This window comes from Niallia sp., assembly GCF_031978665.1.
Lineage (GTDB): Bacteria > Bacillota > Bacilli > Bacillales > Cytobacillaceae > Niallia.
The window spans coordinates 98,650-113,614 of record NZ_DALZDK010000006.1 but is presented as its reverse complement, the minus strand read 5'-3'; the positions used below and the strand labels follow the sequence as shown (position 1 = coordinate 113,614).

General features: G+C 35.6%; 17 protein-coding genes. 8 read left to right on the top strand and 9 right to left on the bottom strand.

From position 1 onward, the window contains the following. Nucleotides 1–377 precede the first annotated feature (377 nt). Nucleotides 378–635 (bottom strand): hypothetical protein, encoded by a 258-nt coding sequence (locus RTL21_RS05070; RefSeq protein WP_312093958.1) that lies wholly within the window; start codon nt 633–635, stop codon nt 378–380. 154 nt (nt 636–789) lie between these two features. Here RTL21_RS05070 and RTL21_RS05065 point away from each other — a divergent pair, with 154 nt between their 5' ends. After that, nucleotides 790–936: a small acid-soluble spore protein P gene (locus RTL21_RS05065; protein WP_312094031.1), complete on the top strand. Its 147-nt coding sequence runs from the start codon at nt 790–792 to the stop codon at nt 934–936. 177 nt (nt 937–1,113) lie between these two features. On the opposite strand, the gene RTL21_RS05060 is transcribed toward RTL21_RS05065, so the two are convergent. Next, nucleotides 1,114–1,680 (bottom strand): hypothetical protein, encoded by a 567-nt coding sequence (locus RTL21_RS05060; RefSeq protein WP_312093956.1) that lies wholly within the window; start codon nt 1,678–1,680, stop codon nt 1,114–1,116. A gap of 270 nt (nt 1,681–1,950) precedes the next feature. Here RTL21_RS05060 and RTL21_RS05055 point away from each other — a divergent pair, with 270 nt between their 5' ends. Both RTL21_RS05055 and RTL21_RS05050 read left to right on the top strand, forming a co-directional pair. Beyond that, complete coding sequence (locus tag RTL21_RS05055; RefSeq protein WP_312093954.1) at nt 1,951–2,313, top strand: hypothetical protein; 363 nt, start codon at nt 1,951–1,953, stop codon at nt 2,311–2,313. Between the two features lie 207 nt (nt 2,314–2,520). Beyond that, a complete protein-coding gene (locus RTL21_RS05050) occupies nt 2,521–2,958 on the top strand; it encodes a hypothetical protein (RefSeq protein ID WP_312093952.1) in 438 nt (145 codons plus the stop codon). Between the two features lie 109 nt (nt 2,959–3,067). On the opposite strand, the gene melA is transcribed toward RTL21_RS05050, so the two are convergent. From melA to RTL21_RS05025, 5 genes are all read right to left on the bottom strand, one after another. Then, nucleotides 3,068–4,396, bottom strand: coding sequence for an alpha-glucosidase/alpha-galactosidase (gene melA, locus RTL21_RS05045; RefSeq protein ID WP_312093950.1), 1,329 nt, complete (start codon nt 4,394–4,396; stop codon nt 3,068–3,070). A 26-nt stretch (nt 4,397–4,422) separates the two neighbouring features. After that, complete coding sequence (locus RTL21_RS05040) at nt 4,423–5,253, bottom strand: carbohydrate ABC transporter permease (RefSeq protein ID WP_312093948.1); 831 nt, start codon at nt 5,251–5,253, stop codon at nt 4,423–4,425. After that, nucleotides 5,253–6,137 (bottom strand): carbohydrate ABC transporter permease, encoded by an 885-nt coding sequence (locus RTL21_RS05035; RefSeq protein ID WP_312094029.1) that lies wholly within the window; start codon nt 6,135–6,137, stop codon nt 5,253–5,255. The genes RTL21_RS05040 and RTL21_RS05035 overlap by 1 nt, the downstream gene beginning before the upstream one ends. 127 nt (nt 6,138–6,264) lie before the next feature. Then, complete coding sequence (locus tag RTL21_RS05030) at nt 6,265–7,521, bottom strand: ABC transporter substrate-binding protein (protein WP_312093946.1); 1,257 nt, start codon at nt 7,519–7,521, stop codon at nt 6,265–6,267. A gap of 264 nt (nt 7,522–7,785) precedes the next feature. Beyond that, nucleotides 7,786–8,796, bottom strand: a complete 1,011-nt coding sequence (locus RTL21_RS05025; protein WP_312093944.1) for a LacI family DNA-binding transcriptional regulator — start codon at nt 8,794–8,796, stop codon at nt 7,786–7,788. A 488-nt stretch (nt 8,797–9,284) separates the two neighbouring features. Between RTL21_RS05025 and RTL21_RS05020 the strand changes: the two genes are divergently transcribed. Then, nucleotides 9,285–9,668, top strand: coding sequence for an Hsp20/alpha crystallin family protein (locus tag RTL21_RS05020; protein ID WP_312093942.1), 384 nt, complete (start codon nt 9,285–9,287; stop codon nt 9,666–9,668). On the opposite strand, the gene RTL21_RS05015 is transcribed toward RTL21_RS05020, so the two are convergent. Next, a complete protein-coding gene (locus RTL21_RS05015; RefSeq protein ID WP_312093940.1) occupies nt 9,663–10,286 on the bottom strand; it encodes a hypothetical protein in 624 nt (207 codons plus the stop codon). The genes RTL21_RS05020 and RTL21_RS05015 overlap by 6 nt on opposite strands. Before the next feature lie 25 nt (nt 10,287–10,311). After that, nucleotides 10,312–11,706, bottom strand: a complete 1,395-nt coding sequence (gene pdxR, locus RTL21_RS05010; RefSeq protein ID WP_312093938.1) for a MocR-like pyridoxine biosynthesis transcription factor PdxR — start codon at nt 11,704–11,706, stop codon at nt 10,312–10,314. A gap of 123 nt (nt 11,707–11,829) precedes the next feature. On the opposite strand from pdxR, the gene RTL21_RS05005 reads away from it, so the two are divergent. The 4 genes from RTL21_RS05005 (at nt 11,830) to RTL21_RS04990 (ending at nt 14,960) form a co-directional block, all read left to right on the top strand. After that, entirely contained in the window at nt 11,830–12,375 is a 546-nt protein-coding gene (locus RTL21_RS05005) for a pyridoxamine 5'-phosphate oxidase family protein (RefSeq protein WP_312094027.1), read from the top strand. Between the two features lie 90 nt (nt 12,376–12,465). Next, nucleotides 12,466–12,912 carry a GNAT family N-acetyltransferase gene (locus RTL21_RS05000; RefSeq protein ID WP_312093936.1) on the top strand — a complete coding sequence of 149 codons (447 nt, stop codon included), beginning with the start codon at nt 12,466–12,468 and terminating at the stop codon, nt 12,910–12,912. Nucleotides 12,913–13,453: 541 nt separating this feature from the next. Next, the gene (locus tag RTL21_RS04995; protein WP_312093934.1) at nt 13,454–14,398 is read left to right on the top strand and encodes a processed acidic surface protein; all 945 of its coding nucleotides are present in this window, start codon (nt 13,454–13,456) and stop codon (nt 14,396–14,398) included. Continuing rightward, on the top strand, nt 14,388–14,960 hold the full coding sequence (locus tag RTL21_RS04990) for a class D sortase (protein WP_312093932.1): 573 nt from the start codon (nt 14,388–14,390) through the stop codon (nt 14,958–14,960). The genes RTL21_RS04995 and RTL21_RS04990 overlap by 11 nt, the downstream gene beginning before the upstream one ends. Nucleotides 14,961–14,965: the final 5 nt, after the last annotated feature.

The following is a 14,965-nucleotide window of genomic DNA, read 5'->3' as shown; positions in this document are numbered from 1 at the left end:
CCTGTGGGGTCTAGAGATTGCTCTACTTCCCGCAGGAGTCGAGTGTTTTCCGCTCCATTTCACTCCGTTTTTAAAAGCTATTTCCTAAAAGCTTATTATTTTTCCAAGAAAAAATAAATTAGTAAGAAAAATGAGCAGCCTGAATACACGTAGACGCCACAGGGAGTTGCGAGAAAGTCCGAGACCTGCAGGAGTGAAACGGCTCGGCGCTCGCCCCATGGAAAGCAAAGTGTATTCAGGCTGCGGATATTAACACTAACTGTACTGAAACTGCTTTTTAGAAAAACTAATAAAAATTCCGAACAATCATATGGATTCTTTTATGATTGTTCGGAATTAGGTATGGCTGGAATACTTATGTCCCAGTCTCTTCTATTTTAAATTTCATTCACTTCATCAACGATACTTTTTAAATCTTTTTGAAAGCTTTCTAATTGTTCCCTTTGATGCTCGGATGCTACTTCTAAGGCATTTTCAATTTGTTGATAGGTTTCATTTATTTCTTGCTTTAAATGCTTTAGCTGATGTCCATAGTTCGCTGAATCTTTTACAATATCTTGATAAAGATTTTGCGTTTCATACATATTTCGTTGTGCATCTTGAAACGCTTCCTGTTTATTACTATGATAAGGCATATTTTTATCCTCCTGCTTTATAAATTCATGTTGCTTACCAATAAGTTGTGCAGAGAATCCTAAAAATATGCGGTATAAATAAGTGCTTAAAAAACCATTCTATAAAGGAAAGTTAATGCATTACCTCTTCATGAAAAAAACAAAGGAGAGAAAAATTATGAATAAAAATGATAGTAAAGATATGCGAAGAAATGCACCAAAGGGCAATCAATCTGAGCAACCCGAGCCTTTAAGTGGCAGCAAAAAGGTGAAAAATCGCAACCATTCGAGACAAAAGCATAACAGTCATCATGACATGTAAAAAATGCTAAATTACTTTTCCCAATGATATTGGTTTAACATGCTTTTTTTATAAAAATATGTAATTATGGATGTATGTGGTCAAATGTGTGGTCAAATATCACCACTCATTTGGCCCTTTTTCTTTACAAAAAAACACTCTTTATACCAAAAGCCCTTCTCCATTGAATGGATTGGGCTAATTTTTACCTTTCTCGTAATACGTTATAAAAAATTTCGTCAATCCATAGGCAATCATGGTAATAATAATATCGATCAAAAATATATGAAAGTTGTTAAGTCCCTTTAACATAACAAGAAATCCTATTTGTTTCTCAATAGGAACAAAGATGAACGCCATTATAGCAGATAGTACAGCTGTCCATAATAGAAAGTTCTTCTCATGTTTTATGCAATATTGATATACAAACATGAAAGAAACAGGAAGAAAGGAAGATGTTAATCCGATAGCTTGTGGTAGAAATGGTAAGAGAAAGTAATGATGATCCATATACCCCATTCTGATAAGGACCGTTTCTGTATATGTCCAAAGCATATGTACTGTGTATCCAAAGAAAAGAATTCGAAGCGTCTTCTCTTTATCAACTTTTATTAAAAGGATTATTAGTGGGAGAATTAAAAGAGATAAAATAATCCAAAACTGCCAGTTATTCCAATCAGAATGCTCATGCCAATAGGAATTCATTAATGATGACACTTTCTCGCTTTCCTTGTTAATTTTACTCCAATAATCTTTAACTGACATTATATTTCCTCCCATCATTCGTATTTACTTCTAACACTCTGTAGATTTAACCTAGGAACGTATTTTTATACTTTTGAAAATAAAAATTGGCTTCTCTCTTAGGGGGGGTTCATTGAAAAGATGCTATTTAATGATACTTCAGAGTTATTTGTTTTTGGGTTTTCTGGTAACTCTTCAGTACCCTTTATGCAAATTCAATAAAATCTTCAGAATAAATTAAGGATTCTATAATAGAATGAAACATTATTTAATAGGAAGGGAAAATTAACGATGATTAATTCTATTTCGAGCACAACAGCAGGATCCATTAGCCTAAGCAACCGTTCCTCTGATGTAACCAATCAGATTAAAACTTTAGAAAGCCAAAAACAGCAATTACAATCTCAACAAACACAAATCGAACAAAATGAAAATATTCAAGAGGAGGAAAGAGAAAAGCAGATTGAACAACTAAAAAAGCAAATCTCTGAAATAGAAGAACAAATTCAAGCACTGCAAAATCAAAAATCAGAGACAAGTAGTGTAAGTTCTGTCTCCCAAATACAGCAAGATAATATTAGCATTAGTAATGAAGCGTATTCTTTATTCAAGAGTTCAAACACTGATACAAAAGCCGATACAACAGCAAAATAAATTTTATTTTCTCAAATAAATGATTAGTAAAATATATTAACACCTAGTATTCTATCCCTTTTTTTACAATAAACTGAAAGCCCTCCTCTTTTGAGTTGGGCTTTTATTAATTGTGAAATTTTCCTCAAGTTGTATAACATCAGTATTTCAAGGGAAATTTATAGTCATTCTAATCAATTTTAAAAAGAAAGAAGCGGTGGAATAGAAATGTGGTATCCATATACTCTCATCATCATTTTTCTGCTCATTGTCCTACTTATGCCAAAGAGACTTACATGGAGAGAAATGTATTTTAGTTTAGGTATTATTGGGTTTAGCACATGGCTTGGAGATATACTAGTAGGAGATGTTTTTAAAGCCTTTCAACTTGGACCCTCTTCCAAAACCTATATAATTGACTATCTATTTGTAACTATCATACCACCTTCAATCGGCTTGATTTATCTGAATTTTTTGATTCATAATAAATCTATCCTCTATAAATTGTTGTGGGTTGCTCTTTCTTTTCTATTAGAATGGGGTGCTGTATTGTCTGGTTACATGACAGATAAAGGTTGGAAGACATGGTATTCAATCCCTGTTTTTCTATTAGTATTCACCGTATTTTTACCCGTACATTTAAAAATTTTACGACATGAAAATTAAAATCAATCCCTTTAGTAAATTCGTTTCTATTCACTTTCAAGATGGTTACTCAACTCGATACAAAGGTAAAAGAAAAGAGACCGAACGAAACGGTCTCTTACAACTTGAATTATTTAGTAACAACAATACTAGTTTCATTTTTAAAATTCGGTATCCATTCTCCATGTGCCTCTATTAATTCATCACATAAGGAAACAATGTCATCCATGGATAACTCAGCAGCTGTATGTGGGTCAAGCAAAGCAGCCTGATAAATATATTCCTTCTTCAACGTGATTGCAGCTTCAATAGTCAGTAACTGTGTGTTAATATTCGTACGGTTCAATGCAGCAAGCTGCTCTGGAAGGTCTCCTACATACGTAGGGGTAATTCCGCTACGGTCTGCGATACAAGGAACCTCAACGCACGCTTTCTCTGGGAGATTGCTGATCAATCTTCCGGTATTCAAGACATTACCGCCAAATTTAAACGGAATATCCGTTTCAATCGCCTCTATAATCCGTGATCCATACTCACGAGAACGAACGTGATTCAACGATTGATTGTTAACCAAATCCTCTCTCATTGCTATCCAATCATTAATTTGCTTTTCACAGCGGCGCGGATATTCATCTAATGGAATATTAAAGCGCTCTATTAGTTCAGGGTAGCGAGATTTGATAAAGTATGGGTGATATTCCGCGTTGTGCTCAGAGGACTCTGTCACATAATAACCAAACTTATCCATCAACTCAAATCGAACCATATCATTATGCTTTGTTTTTTGCAGCTCGCGAGCTCTTCTCTTAATCTCAGGATACAAATCAATACCATCCTTACTTACCTCAAGTAGCCATGCCATATGATTAATTCCGGCGATTTTCTCTTTTACACCAGTGCGATCCATACCCAATGCTTTAAAAAGGTCTTTTGTACATACTTGCACACTGTGACATAAGCCAATCGTTTTGATCGTTGTAAAACGATTCATGACCCCAGTCAAGACTGCCATAGGGTTTGTGTAATTTAAGAATAAGGCATCTGGACAAACTTCTTCCATATCCTTCGCAAAATCAAGCATAACCGGGATCGTCCTTAAGTTTCGGAAGATGCCTCCGATTCCGACCGTATCCGCAATCGTTTGTCTTAAGCCATACTTTTTCGGAATCTCAAAATCAATCATTGTACTTGGCTTATAGCCCCCTACCTGAATCGCATTGATTACATATTTCGCTCCTCTCAATGCCTCTTTCCGATCCTTATAGGCGTTAATTCGAATATTTGTCCCCAGACTTTCCTTCAAATTAATCAGCATCTGTTCCGAATCCTGCAAGCGCTGTTCATCAATATCAAATAATGCAAATTCAAATCCAGCTAAGGCGTCAACAAACATACAATCTCCTAAAACGTTTTTGGCAAATACTGTACTTCCTGCACCAAGAAATGTAATTTTAGACATATTTATTCCTCCCGATTTTCTTCTATTTATCCTTTAATTGATCCAGATGCTAATCCTTTAACAAAGTGCTTTTGCAATAGCAGGAACAACACAACCATTGGCAGAACAGCCATAATCGCTGCTGCAGCTACAAGATTCATTCGGTTAGCATTTTCCCCAAAGAATCCTGCCAAAGCAACTGTAATTGTCTTCACTTCCTCTGCTTGAAGGAAGAAGATAGCAAATTGGTAATCGTTCCAAATGAACACACAGGCAATGATTAAAATAGATGCAGTAACAGGCTTTAACAGCGGGAATACGATTCGGAAAAAAATACCTAGGGTACTTGCTCCATCGATTTTTGCTGCTTCTTCCAATTCTTTCGGAATAGTCGAGCGAATAAAGCCTGAATACAAGAAAATAGTTAATGGCAGGAATGAGGCAACATTATTCAAGATGGCAATTTCAAGGGTATTCATCATTCCTATATCAACCACAAGTTTATAAAGTGGAACTAAAGCAGTTAAAGGTGGAATAACCATTACCGCGATAAAGAACATGAAAACAATTTTATTCAGCTTCGTTTGCCTTCTGGCTAATGGATATGCTGCCAAGGAGCCAAATATTATCAATAATATTGCACTCACAAAGGTAATAATCGTAGTATTCCAAAGAGCATTGCCAAGACTCGCCATTTCCCAAGCCTCTGAAAAGTTCGCAAAATTCAATTCCTTTGGAAAAACCCATTTTGAACTAAAATCTCCCCTCGCCTTTAGCGCTGTTGTTATCAAAATATAGAAAGGGATTAAGTGAAAGGCAGCAATCAAAAGAGCTATTAAAGAAAGAAGCCATTTTTTCTTTTTATTCATATAGTCCATTACGCCTCAATCTCCTTTCGTTTGAAGTATACAAGCGCTGCCAAACTAAGAATCAAAATGATGATTGCCATAAATACCCCTTGTGTTGCAGCATACCCTGCATCCTGACGATTAAAATAAAGGTCATACATGAACGTGGACATCGATTGAGAAGCATACCCCGGTCCGCCGCCTGTTAACGAAATAATCACATCGAACAATTTCAGCCCGCCAATGATGTTAATAACCATATTAATCGTGATAGAAGGCATTAACATTGGCAAAGTGATATTTTTAAATTGCTGAAAACTAGACGCTCCGTCTATTTGAACTGCTTCGTAATAGTCTTTTGATATACTTTGTAATCCAGCCAGGTAAATAATCATCGCAATTCCTACAAATTGAAAGGTATTAACAAAAACAATCAACCAAATATTAATTTTCGGATCAGCTAGGGCATTAATTTTATCCAATCCGATAAATACAAGGAAATCATTAAGTGCCCCGCCTTGAAAGGCAAAGAAGAAGTAAAAGATATATCCCATGATCAGCGGGCTGATAATGACTGGCAGATACACAACTGTCCTAGTAAAATTCTTCAAGCGAATGCTTTGATTTAATAAAAGGGCATACCCCAAACCAATTACATTCTGTAATACAGTACTGCCGATACCATATAGAAGGGTGTTTTTTACAACCAGCCATGTATCCGGATCCTTTAGCATTCTCGAATACTGGCTGAACCCAACGTAATCATAGTTTTGTGAAAACCCGTTCCAGTTTGTAAAAGAAATTTTTATACCGTTTAAAAAAGGATAAAAAATGAAAAAGCAGATGGCAGCTAGTGCTGGGAGATACATCCACCAAAGCGAAGATTCCTTCCGCTTTTTACGGCTTCTTTTCATTTCTACTGAAGAACTGGTATTCGGCTGCCTATTTGTCTCTACTTTTATCAAAGTAACCATCTCCTAGAATTTTAGATTGAGAGGCGAGACTAATGTAACTTGTTCCCTCCTACGGTTCGTTAGTCTATTACTTTTGCTCTAACAATCTCTTATATTCTTCCGCCATCTTTTTCGAAACTTCTTCCGGCGTCATAGTGCCAGATAGTAATTCTTGTCCTGTAGCTCCCATTGGATCCCACATGCCGCTTGGTAAATAGACGCGGTCGAAATATGGCTCCACTTTAATGTCCTTGTACGTTTCGTAAGAATCAGAGTAATAGTTTTTTGATTCCGTATTCGTCAAGCCTGCTGGGAGGGAAGTACCCTCTGCAATCTCTTTTACAATTTCCGGCTGAGAGATAAATTCTAGGAATTTCTTCGCCTCTTCTTTCACTTTAGAGTCCTTCCAGACAGCTAATGTATGACGCTCGCCACCAATCCAGCTTGGCTCGTCACCTTCCTCAATTACAGGCATTGGAATGATACCAAGCTTAACATCTGGATTTAATTCTTCCACAGAAGGTCCAAGCATACCTCCACCGACAATAAACGCAATTTTATTTTGAGCCATTAAGTCTACCATTTGATGATTTTGAGCAGTTAACACATCCTCATTAAGAAGTCCCTTATCTTGCATTTCTTTTAGTTTTTCTGGTAAATAGGTATAATGGGACCAATCAAACGTACCATCTAATAGTTCTTTCTGGAAGTTTTTCTCACCTGTGATTAATAATGGTGTAGAAAATTGATCAAAATACTGCCCGAATGCGGATTTATCAGAGCCAGCAAACCAAAGTGGAGTCACTTCTCCCTTTCCTTTATCTTTGATCGTTTCAAGTGCTGACATAAATTCATCAAATGTAGATGGAGGAGTGATTCCATACTCTTCTAAAAGAGTGGCATTATATGTAAGTCCATCCTTTGCCTGATTAAGAGGATATGCATACACTTTGCCAGTTCCATCAATTAAAATTTGATTAAGCGCTGGATCAAGATCTTTAACCCAGTCCATATCCTTCAAATCTTCTACATATTCCCCGTAACGGTGGAGCGCCCATCCGTGCGTATCAAATAGGTCTGGCATATCATTAGCAGCCATCTTAACACGGAGCATGCCCTCATAACCATCAGCAGGATAATTTTCTTTAATATCAATATCTGGATTTTCTTTTTCAAATTTTTCAACAACATTTTGTAGAGTAGTTTTATCGGCTTCATTTGTCACTGTCGAATACAATGTAACAACAGTCTTATCCCCATTTTCTCCATTTGAAGCTTTATTACATCCGGTTGCAATAGTGGTTAAAACAACCGCAATGACCATCGTTTTTAAAAGCTTTTTCATGAATAACGCCCCCTAAAAAATTCATTTTCGAAAAAACTGGGTACATTCGCCTAAATTTCGAGTTTGTTCTCTTGCTGGTTTCTAGGAGCATCTATATAATAGAATTAAGCTCCCTTTCGTTGGTGGAGTTTACTGTTTTTGCCCATTACAAGCGACTGCCATCACTTGTAAACCTGGCATCAAGCCTTTGGTGCCAGGAGGGCTATTAATCATACAAAATACGCTTCATACCTAATTCACATCACCTCCTAAAAAGAATTCTTCTTATTTCCCACCACAGCTTTCCCTGATTACTAATTCTGTAGGGAGAGTAATAGTCAACGGAAGTTCCCTGCCATTTAAACGGTCTAGTAAAAGTTTTACCCCAGTTCTTCCCATCTCCCTTGTATGCACTCTGATTGTCGTCAATGGCGTACTTGCAAATTTTGCTGCTTCAATATCATCAAAGCTAATAATGGCTACATCACTAGGGACGTTAAGATTTGCTTCTTGTAAAGCTCGTAAAGCTCCTATCGCCATTGGATCACTGCCAATAAAAAAAGCTTCAGGTAGCTTGGATACTTGAATGGCCTTTTGCATCAATTTATATCCCTGTGCCATTGTATACTCCCCAATAAAGACGGCATCTTCGTCAAATAAGTTTTGTTTCTTCATAAATCGTTCAAAGGTGGTAAGGCGCTTATCTTCAGAAATAAGCTTCTGGTTTTTCAGATGCTCCATTTCCTTTCCCCCAATATAGCCAATCCGTTTGTAACCAGAAGTTAATAAGTGCTTTAACGCCTTTTCTGTTGCTCGTTCAAAATTGATGCCTACCGAATCATATAGGTCTTCATTTGGGGAATGGTTTATGTAAACGACATTTTCCACTTGACTAATAGCTTTCAGCGCTGTCTCTTTTACTCTCCCGACAACAATTAGCCCATCTAGCCCTTCTATCATCTGGTTGCCTTCTGTTTCATGCAGTCGAAAAGTAACTGTGTTGATGCCATTGCTTGCAAGTTCCATCTCAATCCCTTGGCGAATAGAAAGAAAATAAGGATCACTGATTTCTTCGTCCAATGATTGAGTAAGGATAATCCCTACATGTTTCGAACTAAGTTGCCTTTGCTTTAACCTTCTTTCTAAGATCGTTTCATATCCAAGCTCTTTGGCAACCCGAAGTATGCGTTCCCTTGTTTCTGCTTGAACGGTAAGTGTATGATCATTATTTAAAACCCTTGAAACGGTTGATGCTGATACATTCGACTTATCCGCAATTTCCTTAATCGTTGCCATTTTTTAAAACCCTCTTCTTTTTCTTTTACATGTAGTAAAGTTTTTCTTAAAATCACAAATATAATTACCGGATATATACGAATAATAACACCTTATGAAAAGGCTTTCAAGTAAAAAGATTAATTTTTCTCATAATTTTTTATCTTCTTTTCTTTTTTAATATCGCGATACAAGGATTCGTTCATTTTCAACAGAATTTCCCCTAGTAAATATTTTAGTAAATCATTTTTTAATAAAAGAAAAAAGCTTTTTCCCTTTCATCATTCCCACCCTAACCTCTCTCGGTTGTTGGACATTACGTTCAATCTTCTCCTATACTCAAAAAGGAACTGTTTCATCAAAACAAGTTCCTTTTTATGTTCCTAATATAGGTAACTTTAAAACTAAGTTCCATTACAAATAAAAATCCAATCCAACAATCTTAATGATAATTCCTGTCACCATTTTATGAATCGAGAATATGCTAAATATACTAAGGAGGACTATATATGAAGGATGATAACTGGATTCATTTAATGGATGAATGGTTTAAAAATCATTTTCTTGATCCACTGACTTCCGTATTGGATGAAACAGAATTTCGAATTGATGTGTACGAAACAGAGAAGGAGTATATTGTCGAAGCATTGTTACCCAATTGTCAGCCTAGCGATATCCACCTTTCCGTTGAAAAGAATCTCCTTACCATTAAAGCAATCCTTCAAGATACTATTTCTCATGAGGAAAAAAGGAGAACAATTGATTTTCCAATTCCGATTACCCAAAATCCAATTCATGCTGTGTACACTAATCAGATTCTCGAAATTTTCATTAAGAAAGAAAAGCGGCAAAATAAATTACAATCTACTAGTATTCCGATTCAATTTTTATAAGAAAGATTCTCTTTCATACGTTTTTTTTAGCACATAATATTGGATGCCTTTTGTATGCTTTAAAGCACTTTTAGCATGCTCTTTCGCCATTTTGTCGTCCCCTTCTCGTGACGCAATTTCCGCTAATAGTGCTTCTTTCATCCATTTTTTCTTGATAGCTTTCATCGTGTTCTTGGCTTCTTCCAGTTTATTTTCGTGGATTAATACCAATGTTTGATAATATGTCTTCCTTTCTGGTTGGTTTATTTTCTCTACTTCTTCTCGAAGACCTAATGTTTTACCAAAATAAAGTGAAAACATAATTGTGAAAAGAGCATATTGTGGTTGATATTTTTTCTGTTTGATAAGCTTCCGATAACTTGTAATCATTCGTTTATCGTCTTTATTGCTGATCGCATAGATAAAACTGTAATAGGCATGCTTGTCATTCTTTTTAAATAGCTTTTCCAAGTTATTCATATTTTTCGTTGCGTTTATTCGAACCAATGTTGTTATGTACATAATCACAAACACTAGCATAAAACAAATAAATACTTCTAAAGCTACGGGATAGGAAAAATAGTTATTCAATACAAAAAAAGTAGCATATGCAACTAATATCCCTATAAAAAACGTCATCACCGACACCAAAACTATTCCTCCCTTAATTAAACCAAGCAATTGCTAAGCGTTGAATTCCCTCTTCTATTTCTTTTTCTTCCAATCCCCCAAAGCCAAGCAACAGTGGATAACAATCTTTTTTCTCAGCATAATAAGATTTCGTTGCGTATATTTTTATTCCTATCTTTTCTGCCTTTGCTAGAAACCGCTCTTCTTTATTTAAAGGAACACGAATGAGTATATGCAAACCAGCTTTTTCACTGATTACTTCTACAGCATCTCCCATATACTGTTTTATAGATTGGATTAAAATGGTATATTTTCTTTCATAAACCTTGCGCATGCGCTTAATATGGCGTTCAAAGTCACCGGTTTGAATAAATCTTGCTAATGCCTGCTGTAAGAGCGGCGAGCTCGATTGAGAGTCTGTAATTCTTTGTTCCTTCCATTTTTCAAGTAAAGCATTGGGCAAAATCATATAGCTTATTCTTAAAGAAGGCAAAAATGCTTTTGAAAATGTCCCCATATAAATGACTCGATCATGCTGATCAATTGCTTTCATGCTCGGTATGGGAGACCCTTGAAAACGAAATTCGCTGTCATAATCATCTTCTAAAATAAACCCGTTCGTTCTTTCTGCCCACTTTAACAGCTCAATCCGTTTCGATATAGGCATTATTCTTCCTATAGGAAATTGATGTGAAGGAGTAAGATAAGTCAGATTACAAGAGCTGTTTAGTAATTCGGACAAGTCATGCCCAATCTCTTCTACTACAGGGATAGAAGAGATTGGAAGCCCCATCTCCTTAAATACGTTTCGTACTCCATCATATCCTGGCTCTTCCATTCCAATACATAATGACTTTTTGTCCATTATGGATAGAACGAGACGAATTAAATGTTCTGTACCTGCCGTTATAACAAGATGATCGGCAGTCGTCTGAATTCCGCGAGATCTATATAAATATCCAACCAATGCTTCTCTTAATATTAATTCACCTTGCTTATTTCCGTACATCATCCAATTATACTGATTGTCCTCCATTACGGCTTTTATCGTCTTCTTCCAAGCGTTAATAGGAAAAGTAGTCTCGTCAATATCACCATAATGAAAGTCTAATGAATAGTTTATGTCCTTCTCAGACCGTTCTTTATGTACCATTTTCTTCTGAGTAGCTGTATATTCATAGCTAGGTAATCTCACAACAGTATATCCACTTTTCTCTTTGCTCTCTACATACCCTTCTGTCCATAATTGTTGGTATGCATCAATCACCGTATTTTTACTAATATGCAAAACACTAGCTAAGTAACGAATCGATGGTAGCTTTGTTCCTGCTTCTATCTTTCCTGCCAAGATTTCTGTCTTAAAATAGTGATACAATTGCATATATACTGGTTCATTACTATCTTTATGCAAATGAATGGCAATATTCACTGTCTTCCCTCCTAATCAATTTTTTCGATCTGTACCTATTAAATCATCTTAAACTGTTCCTATTGAAATGACTATTTTTATTTTAAAATGAAGGAACAATAAATGGAAGGGAAGGTTGAAAATATGAATGAAATGCGACAATTGACAAGGGAAGTGACGGATAAAGAAAAAATCAATGAATTTTTACATAATACAAATATTGGCCATCTCGGATTAGTAGATGAGCATCTCCCCTATGTGATCCCACTAAATTATGTATGGTTCCATGATTGCCTATACTTTCACGGTGCCAGTGAAGGAAGAAAAACGACGATTATCCGTAAAAACAATCATGCTTGCTTTACTGTCAGTGAAGCAAGCGGCGTTATGAGCAACCCGATTCCAGCTAAAGTAGATACCGCCTATATAAGTGTAATCATATTTGGGAAAGTTGAACTACTAGAAGATCTCAACGAAAGCCGAGATGTCATGCAAGCTAAGCTAAATAAATATGTACCTGGATACTATGAAAAACCACTGGCTAAATCCCATTTAGAAAAATACACTCCTACACTAGGGAGTAAAACAGCTATTTATAAAATTTCTCCAAGTAGCATTACGGCAAAAGAAAACATATTGAATGAGACTGTAAAATTTACTCCTGGACGAACAATTAATATGGACTTGTAACATAGGTATGCTTAAATACGACAGAAAATATATTATTAACGATTTAATATATGATTAATTGTAAAAAACACTTAATGAGGTGAGAGTAAGATGAGAATATATCAAGCTACAATCGAAGATTTAGAAGGAGTGGCAAATTTATTTAATATGTATCGGCAGTTTTATAAACAAGGATCCGATATAGAGAGTGCCATAACTTTTATAAAAGAACGTATGGAAAGGAATCAATCCGTAATAATAGTCGTTCAGGACAAAGATAACTATGTCGGATTTACGCAACTCTATCCTTCCTATTCATCATTATCTATGAAAAAAACTTGGATATTAAATGATCTATATGTTGAGAAAAAAGCAAGAAAGAAAGGAATTGGCGAAATGCTTTTACAAAGTGCCAAAGAATACGCAATGAAAACAAATGCCAAAAGCTTAAGTCTCAGTACAGCTCCAGATAATTATACTGCTCAAAGATTATATGAAAAGAATGGATATAAACAAGATACACAATTTTATCATTATGAATTAGATTTGACTAAATAATACACTATTAATGGAAGAAAATACTAGCGTCTATATGATGTGTCGACAATCCACTTAGTTATCAGAGTTAAACATCCATTAAAATCCTGGAAAGGTACCGTTTGAGCATTCTGGTCACGAACCAAGACTGAGTAACGAAATCTCGGGATCTTGAAGCTTAGTCTATTAATCATTTTATAAGCAGAATCTGCAATAAAGTTTCTGCCTTTTTGATGGTTGGTTGGTGTTTGGCTGATACTTGCCTCGCTCTGGCTGATATCTTTATTTTTTTGCTATACCTATTGCATTATTGCTCACCTATTAAACTAATATCTATTATCTCTCCTCCACTTCAGTTTAAATAAGTGGGTTTACTTGAAAAATCCCCACTTTTTGTTAACTTAAGTGTGCTTGTTAATTGCATTTTGGTTTTTGCTAAAAGCAGAAACCTTTTTTCATTTTCACTGCCTTTTCGATCTCCAATAATATAATTTCTTATTCACGTATTATTTTCATAAATTGACAAACACTACCAATATATATGTGGAGGAGGTTTGTGTTAATGCGAAAAATTCTTACTTCTCTACTTCTCTTTTGTGGGATATTCCTGCAAGTGGCACCTGTTTTCGCCTCTCCAAGCAATAAGGAAGTAGAGACTTTAGCTAATAAACTCGGCTGGACAACAGATGATTTAGAAGAATATTTAACCTTTAAAGGATTAAAGGTTCATGATTTTGATAATATTCATCTATTGGAAAGGCAGCTTGGGACGCCAATCACGCCTACAAATCTTGATCATCTGCTTGTCCAAAATACAATGACAAGAGAAGAATTGGATATATTATTAGCAGGTTTTCATGAAAGTGTAGAAGATTTTTGGTTTTTAGAAGATTTAGAGGTAGCCATTGATTTTTATAAAAATCATGAAGAGAAAATGCTTCAATTAGAAAAGTTTCTTGAAAATATCGGGTTAGATGACAAAGAAAAACAACAATTTTACGGTCATTTAAATAAACAAAACCCTTCCCTTTTAGCAGCAAAAGTAGCAGAATGGAAAGAACAATTAAATACATTCCAAGCGATGGATCAGGAAAGCGGGATAAGTGACAAAGACAGTCAAGCATTAAATCATTTTTGGCAAGATTTTTTTACGACAACTGCAATGAAGCCAGTCTTAATTAGCATTGATGATAATGGAAAAAGAAAAGAGCTTACATTGAACGACCTGTTTCATCAACATTTGGATACAACCATCGCCATTGAATTATATAATGCTAGAAGCGATACTTTAATTGGAGACGCAGTCGTGACACAAGACATGATTTCCTCTGTTGAAGCAGTGGATAAAATGGTAGCGTTGACCGAAGTAACGGAAGAATTAGGTACTCTCTATGCAGCCCAGCTACCAAATACAGCTTCTCCCCTCCCTGTCATTTTCTGTATTGGGTATATATTATTATTGATTGGTATGTTTTTAACCTTTAGGAAAGCATCATATGAAAAATAACAGTAAGAAGCTTGGGCAACTCTTCATTTTGATAGGATTATTGCTGGTTCTTTATGTTTTTGCTAGCTATAGGGAAACTGATACCATTACAAGGCAGCCTGCCCTCCAACAAAGCAGACAGATGACAGGCAATTTACAAATGGTAAAACCAGGAGAAAAAATTGGAGCTATCATTATTCCAAGTAAAAAGAAGAGTATTCCCGTCTATGAAGGTACAAGTGCAAAGATTTTAGAAAAAGGTGCTGGTCATTATCGGAAGAGCGCTTTACCTGGCGAAAACAATAACGTCGTATTATCAGGACATCGTGATACTTATTTTCGATTTCTAAAGGATTTAGCTAAGAATGATTCAGTAATCCTCAAAACATCGGAAATAGATTATGAATATAAGATCACAAAGTTTTCCATTGTAGCATCGAATGACACTACCATTCTTAGCCCAAAATCTAGACCAATCCTCACGTTAACTACTTGCTATCCATTTTCGTTTATTGGAAACGCACCGAAGAGATATATCGTAACGGCAGAATTAGTAAAAACAAGCGATTTAGTTGGAAAATAAGGCCT

Bases quoted from the DNA above. Each gene is read 5' to 3' on its own strand.
- RTL21_RS05040 (WP_312093948.1), bottom strand. From the start codon at position 5,253: ATGGACTATATGAATAAAAAGAAAAAATGGCTTCTTTCTTTAATAGCT.
- melA (WP_312093950.1), bottom strand. From the start codon at position 4,396: ATGTCTAAAATTACATTTCTTGGTGCAGGAAGTACAGTATTTGCCAAA.
- RTL21_RS05030 (WP_312093946.1), bottom strand. From the start codon at position 7,521: ATGAAAAAGCTTTTAAAAACGATGGTCATTGCGGTTGTTTTAACCACT.
- RTL21_RS05015 (WP_312093940.1), bottom strand. From the start codon at position 10,286: ATGACGTTTTTTATAGGGATATTAGTTGCATATGCTACTTTTTTTGTA.
- RTL21_RS05050 (WP_312093952.1), top strand. From the start codon at position 2,521: ATGTGGTATCCATATACTCTCATCATCATTTTTCTGCTCATTGTCCTA.
- RTL21_RS05000 (WP_312093936.1), top strand. From the start codon at position 12,466: ATGAGAATATATCAAGCTACAATCGAAGATTTAGAAGGAGTGGCAAAT.
- RTL21_RS05005 (WP_312094027.1), top strand. From the start codon at position 11,830: ATGAATGAAATGCGACAATTGACAAGGGAAGTGACGGATAAAGAAAAA.
- RTL21_RS05020 (WP_312093942.1), top strand. From the start codon at position 9,285: ATGAAGGATGATAACTGGATTCATTTAATGGATGAATGGTTTAAAAAT.
- RTL21_RS05035 (WP_312094029.1), bottom strand. From the start codon at position 6,137: ATGAAAAGAAGCCGTAAAAAGCGGAAGGAATCTTCGCTTTGGTGGATG.
- RTL21_RS04995 (WP_312093934.1), top strand. From the start codon at position 13,454: ATGCGAAAAATTCTTACTTCTCTACTTCTCTTTTGTGGGATATTCCTG.
- RTL21_RS04990 (WP_312093932.1), top strand. From the start codon at position 14,388: ATGAAAAATAACAGTAAGAAGCTTGGGCAACTCTTCATTTTGATAGGA.
- RTL21_RS05070 (WP_312093958.1), bottom strand. From the start codon at position 635: ATGCCTTATCATAGTAATAAACAGGAAGCGTTTCAAGATGCACAACGA.
- RTL21_RS05060 (WP_312093956.1), bottom strand. From the start codon at position 1,680: ATGTCAGTTAAAGATTATTGGAGTAAAATTAACAAGGAAAGCGAGAAA.
- RTL21_RS05055 (WP_312093954.1), top strand. From the start codon at position 1,951: ATGATTAATTCTATTTCGAGCACAACAGCAGGATCCATTAGCCTAAGC.
- RTL21_RS05025 (WP_312093944.1), bottom strand. From the start codon at position 8,796: ATGGCAACGATTAAGGAAATTGCGGATAAGTCGAATGTATCAGCATCA.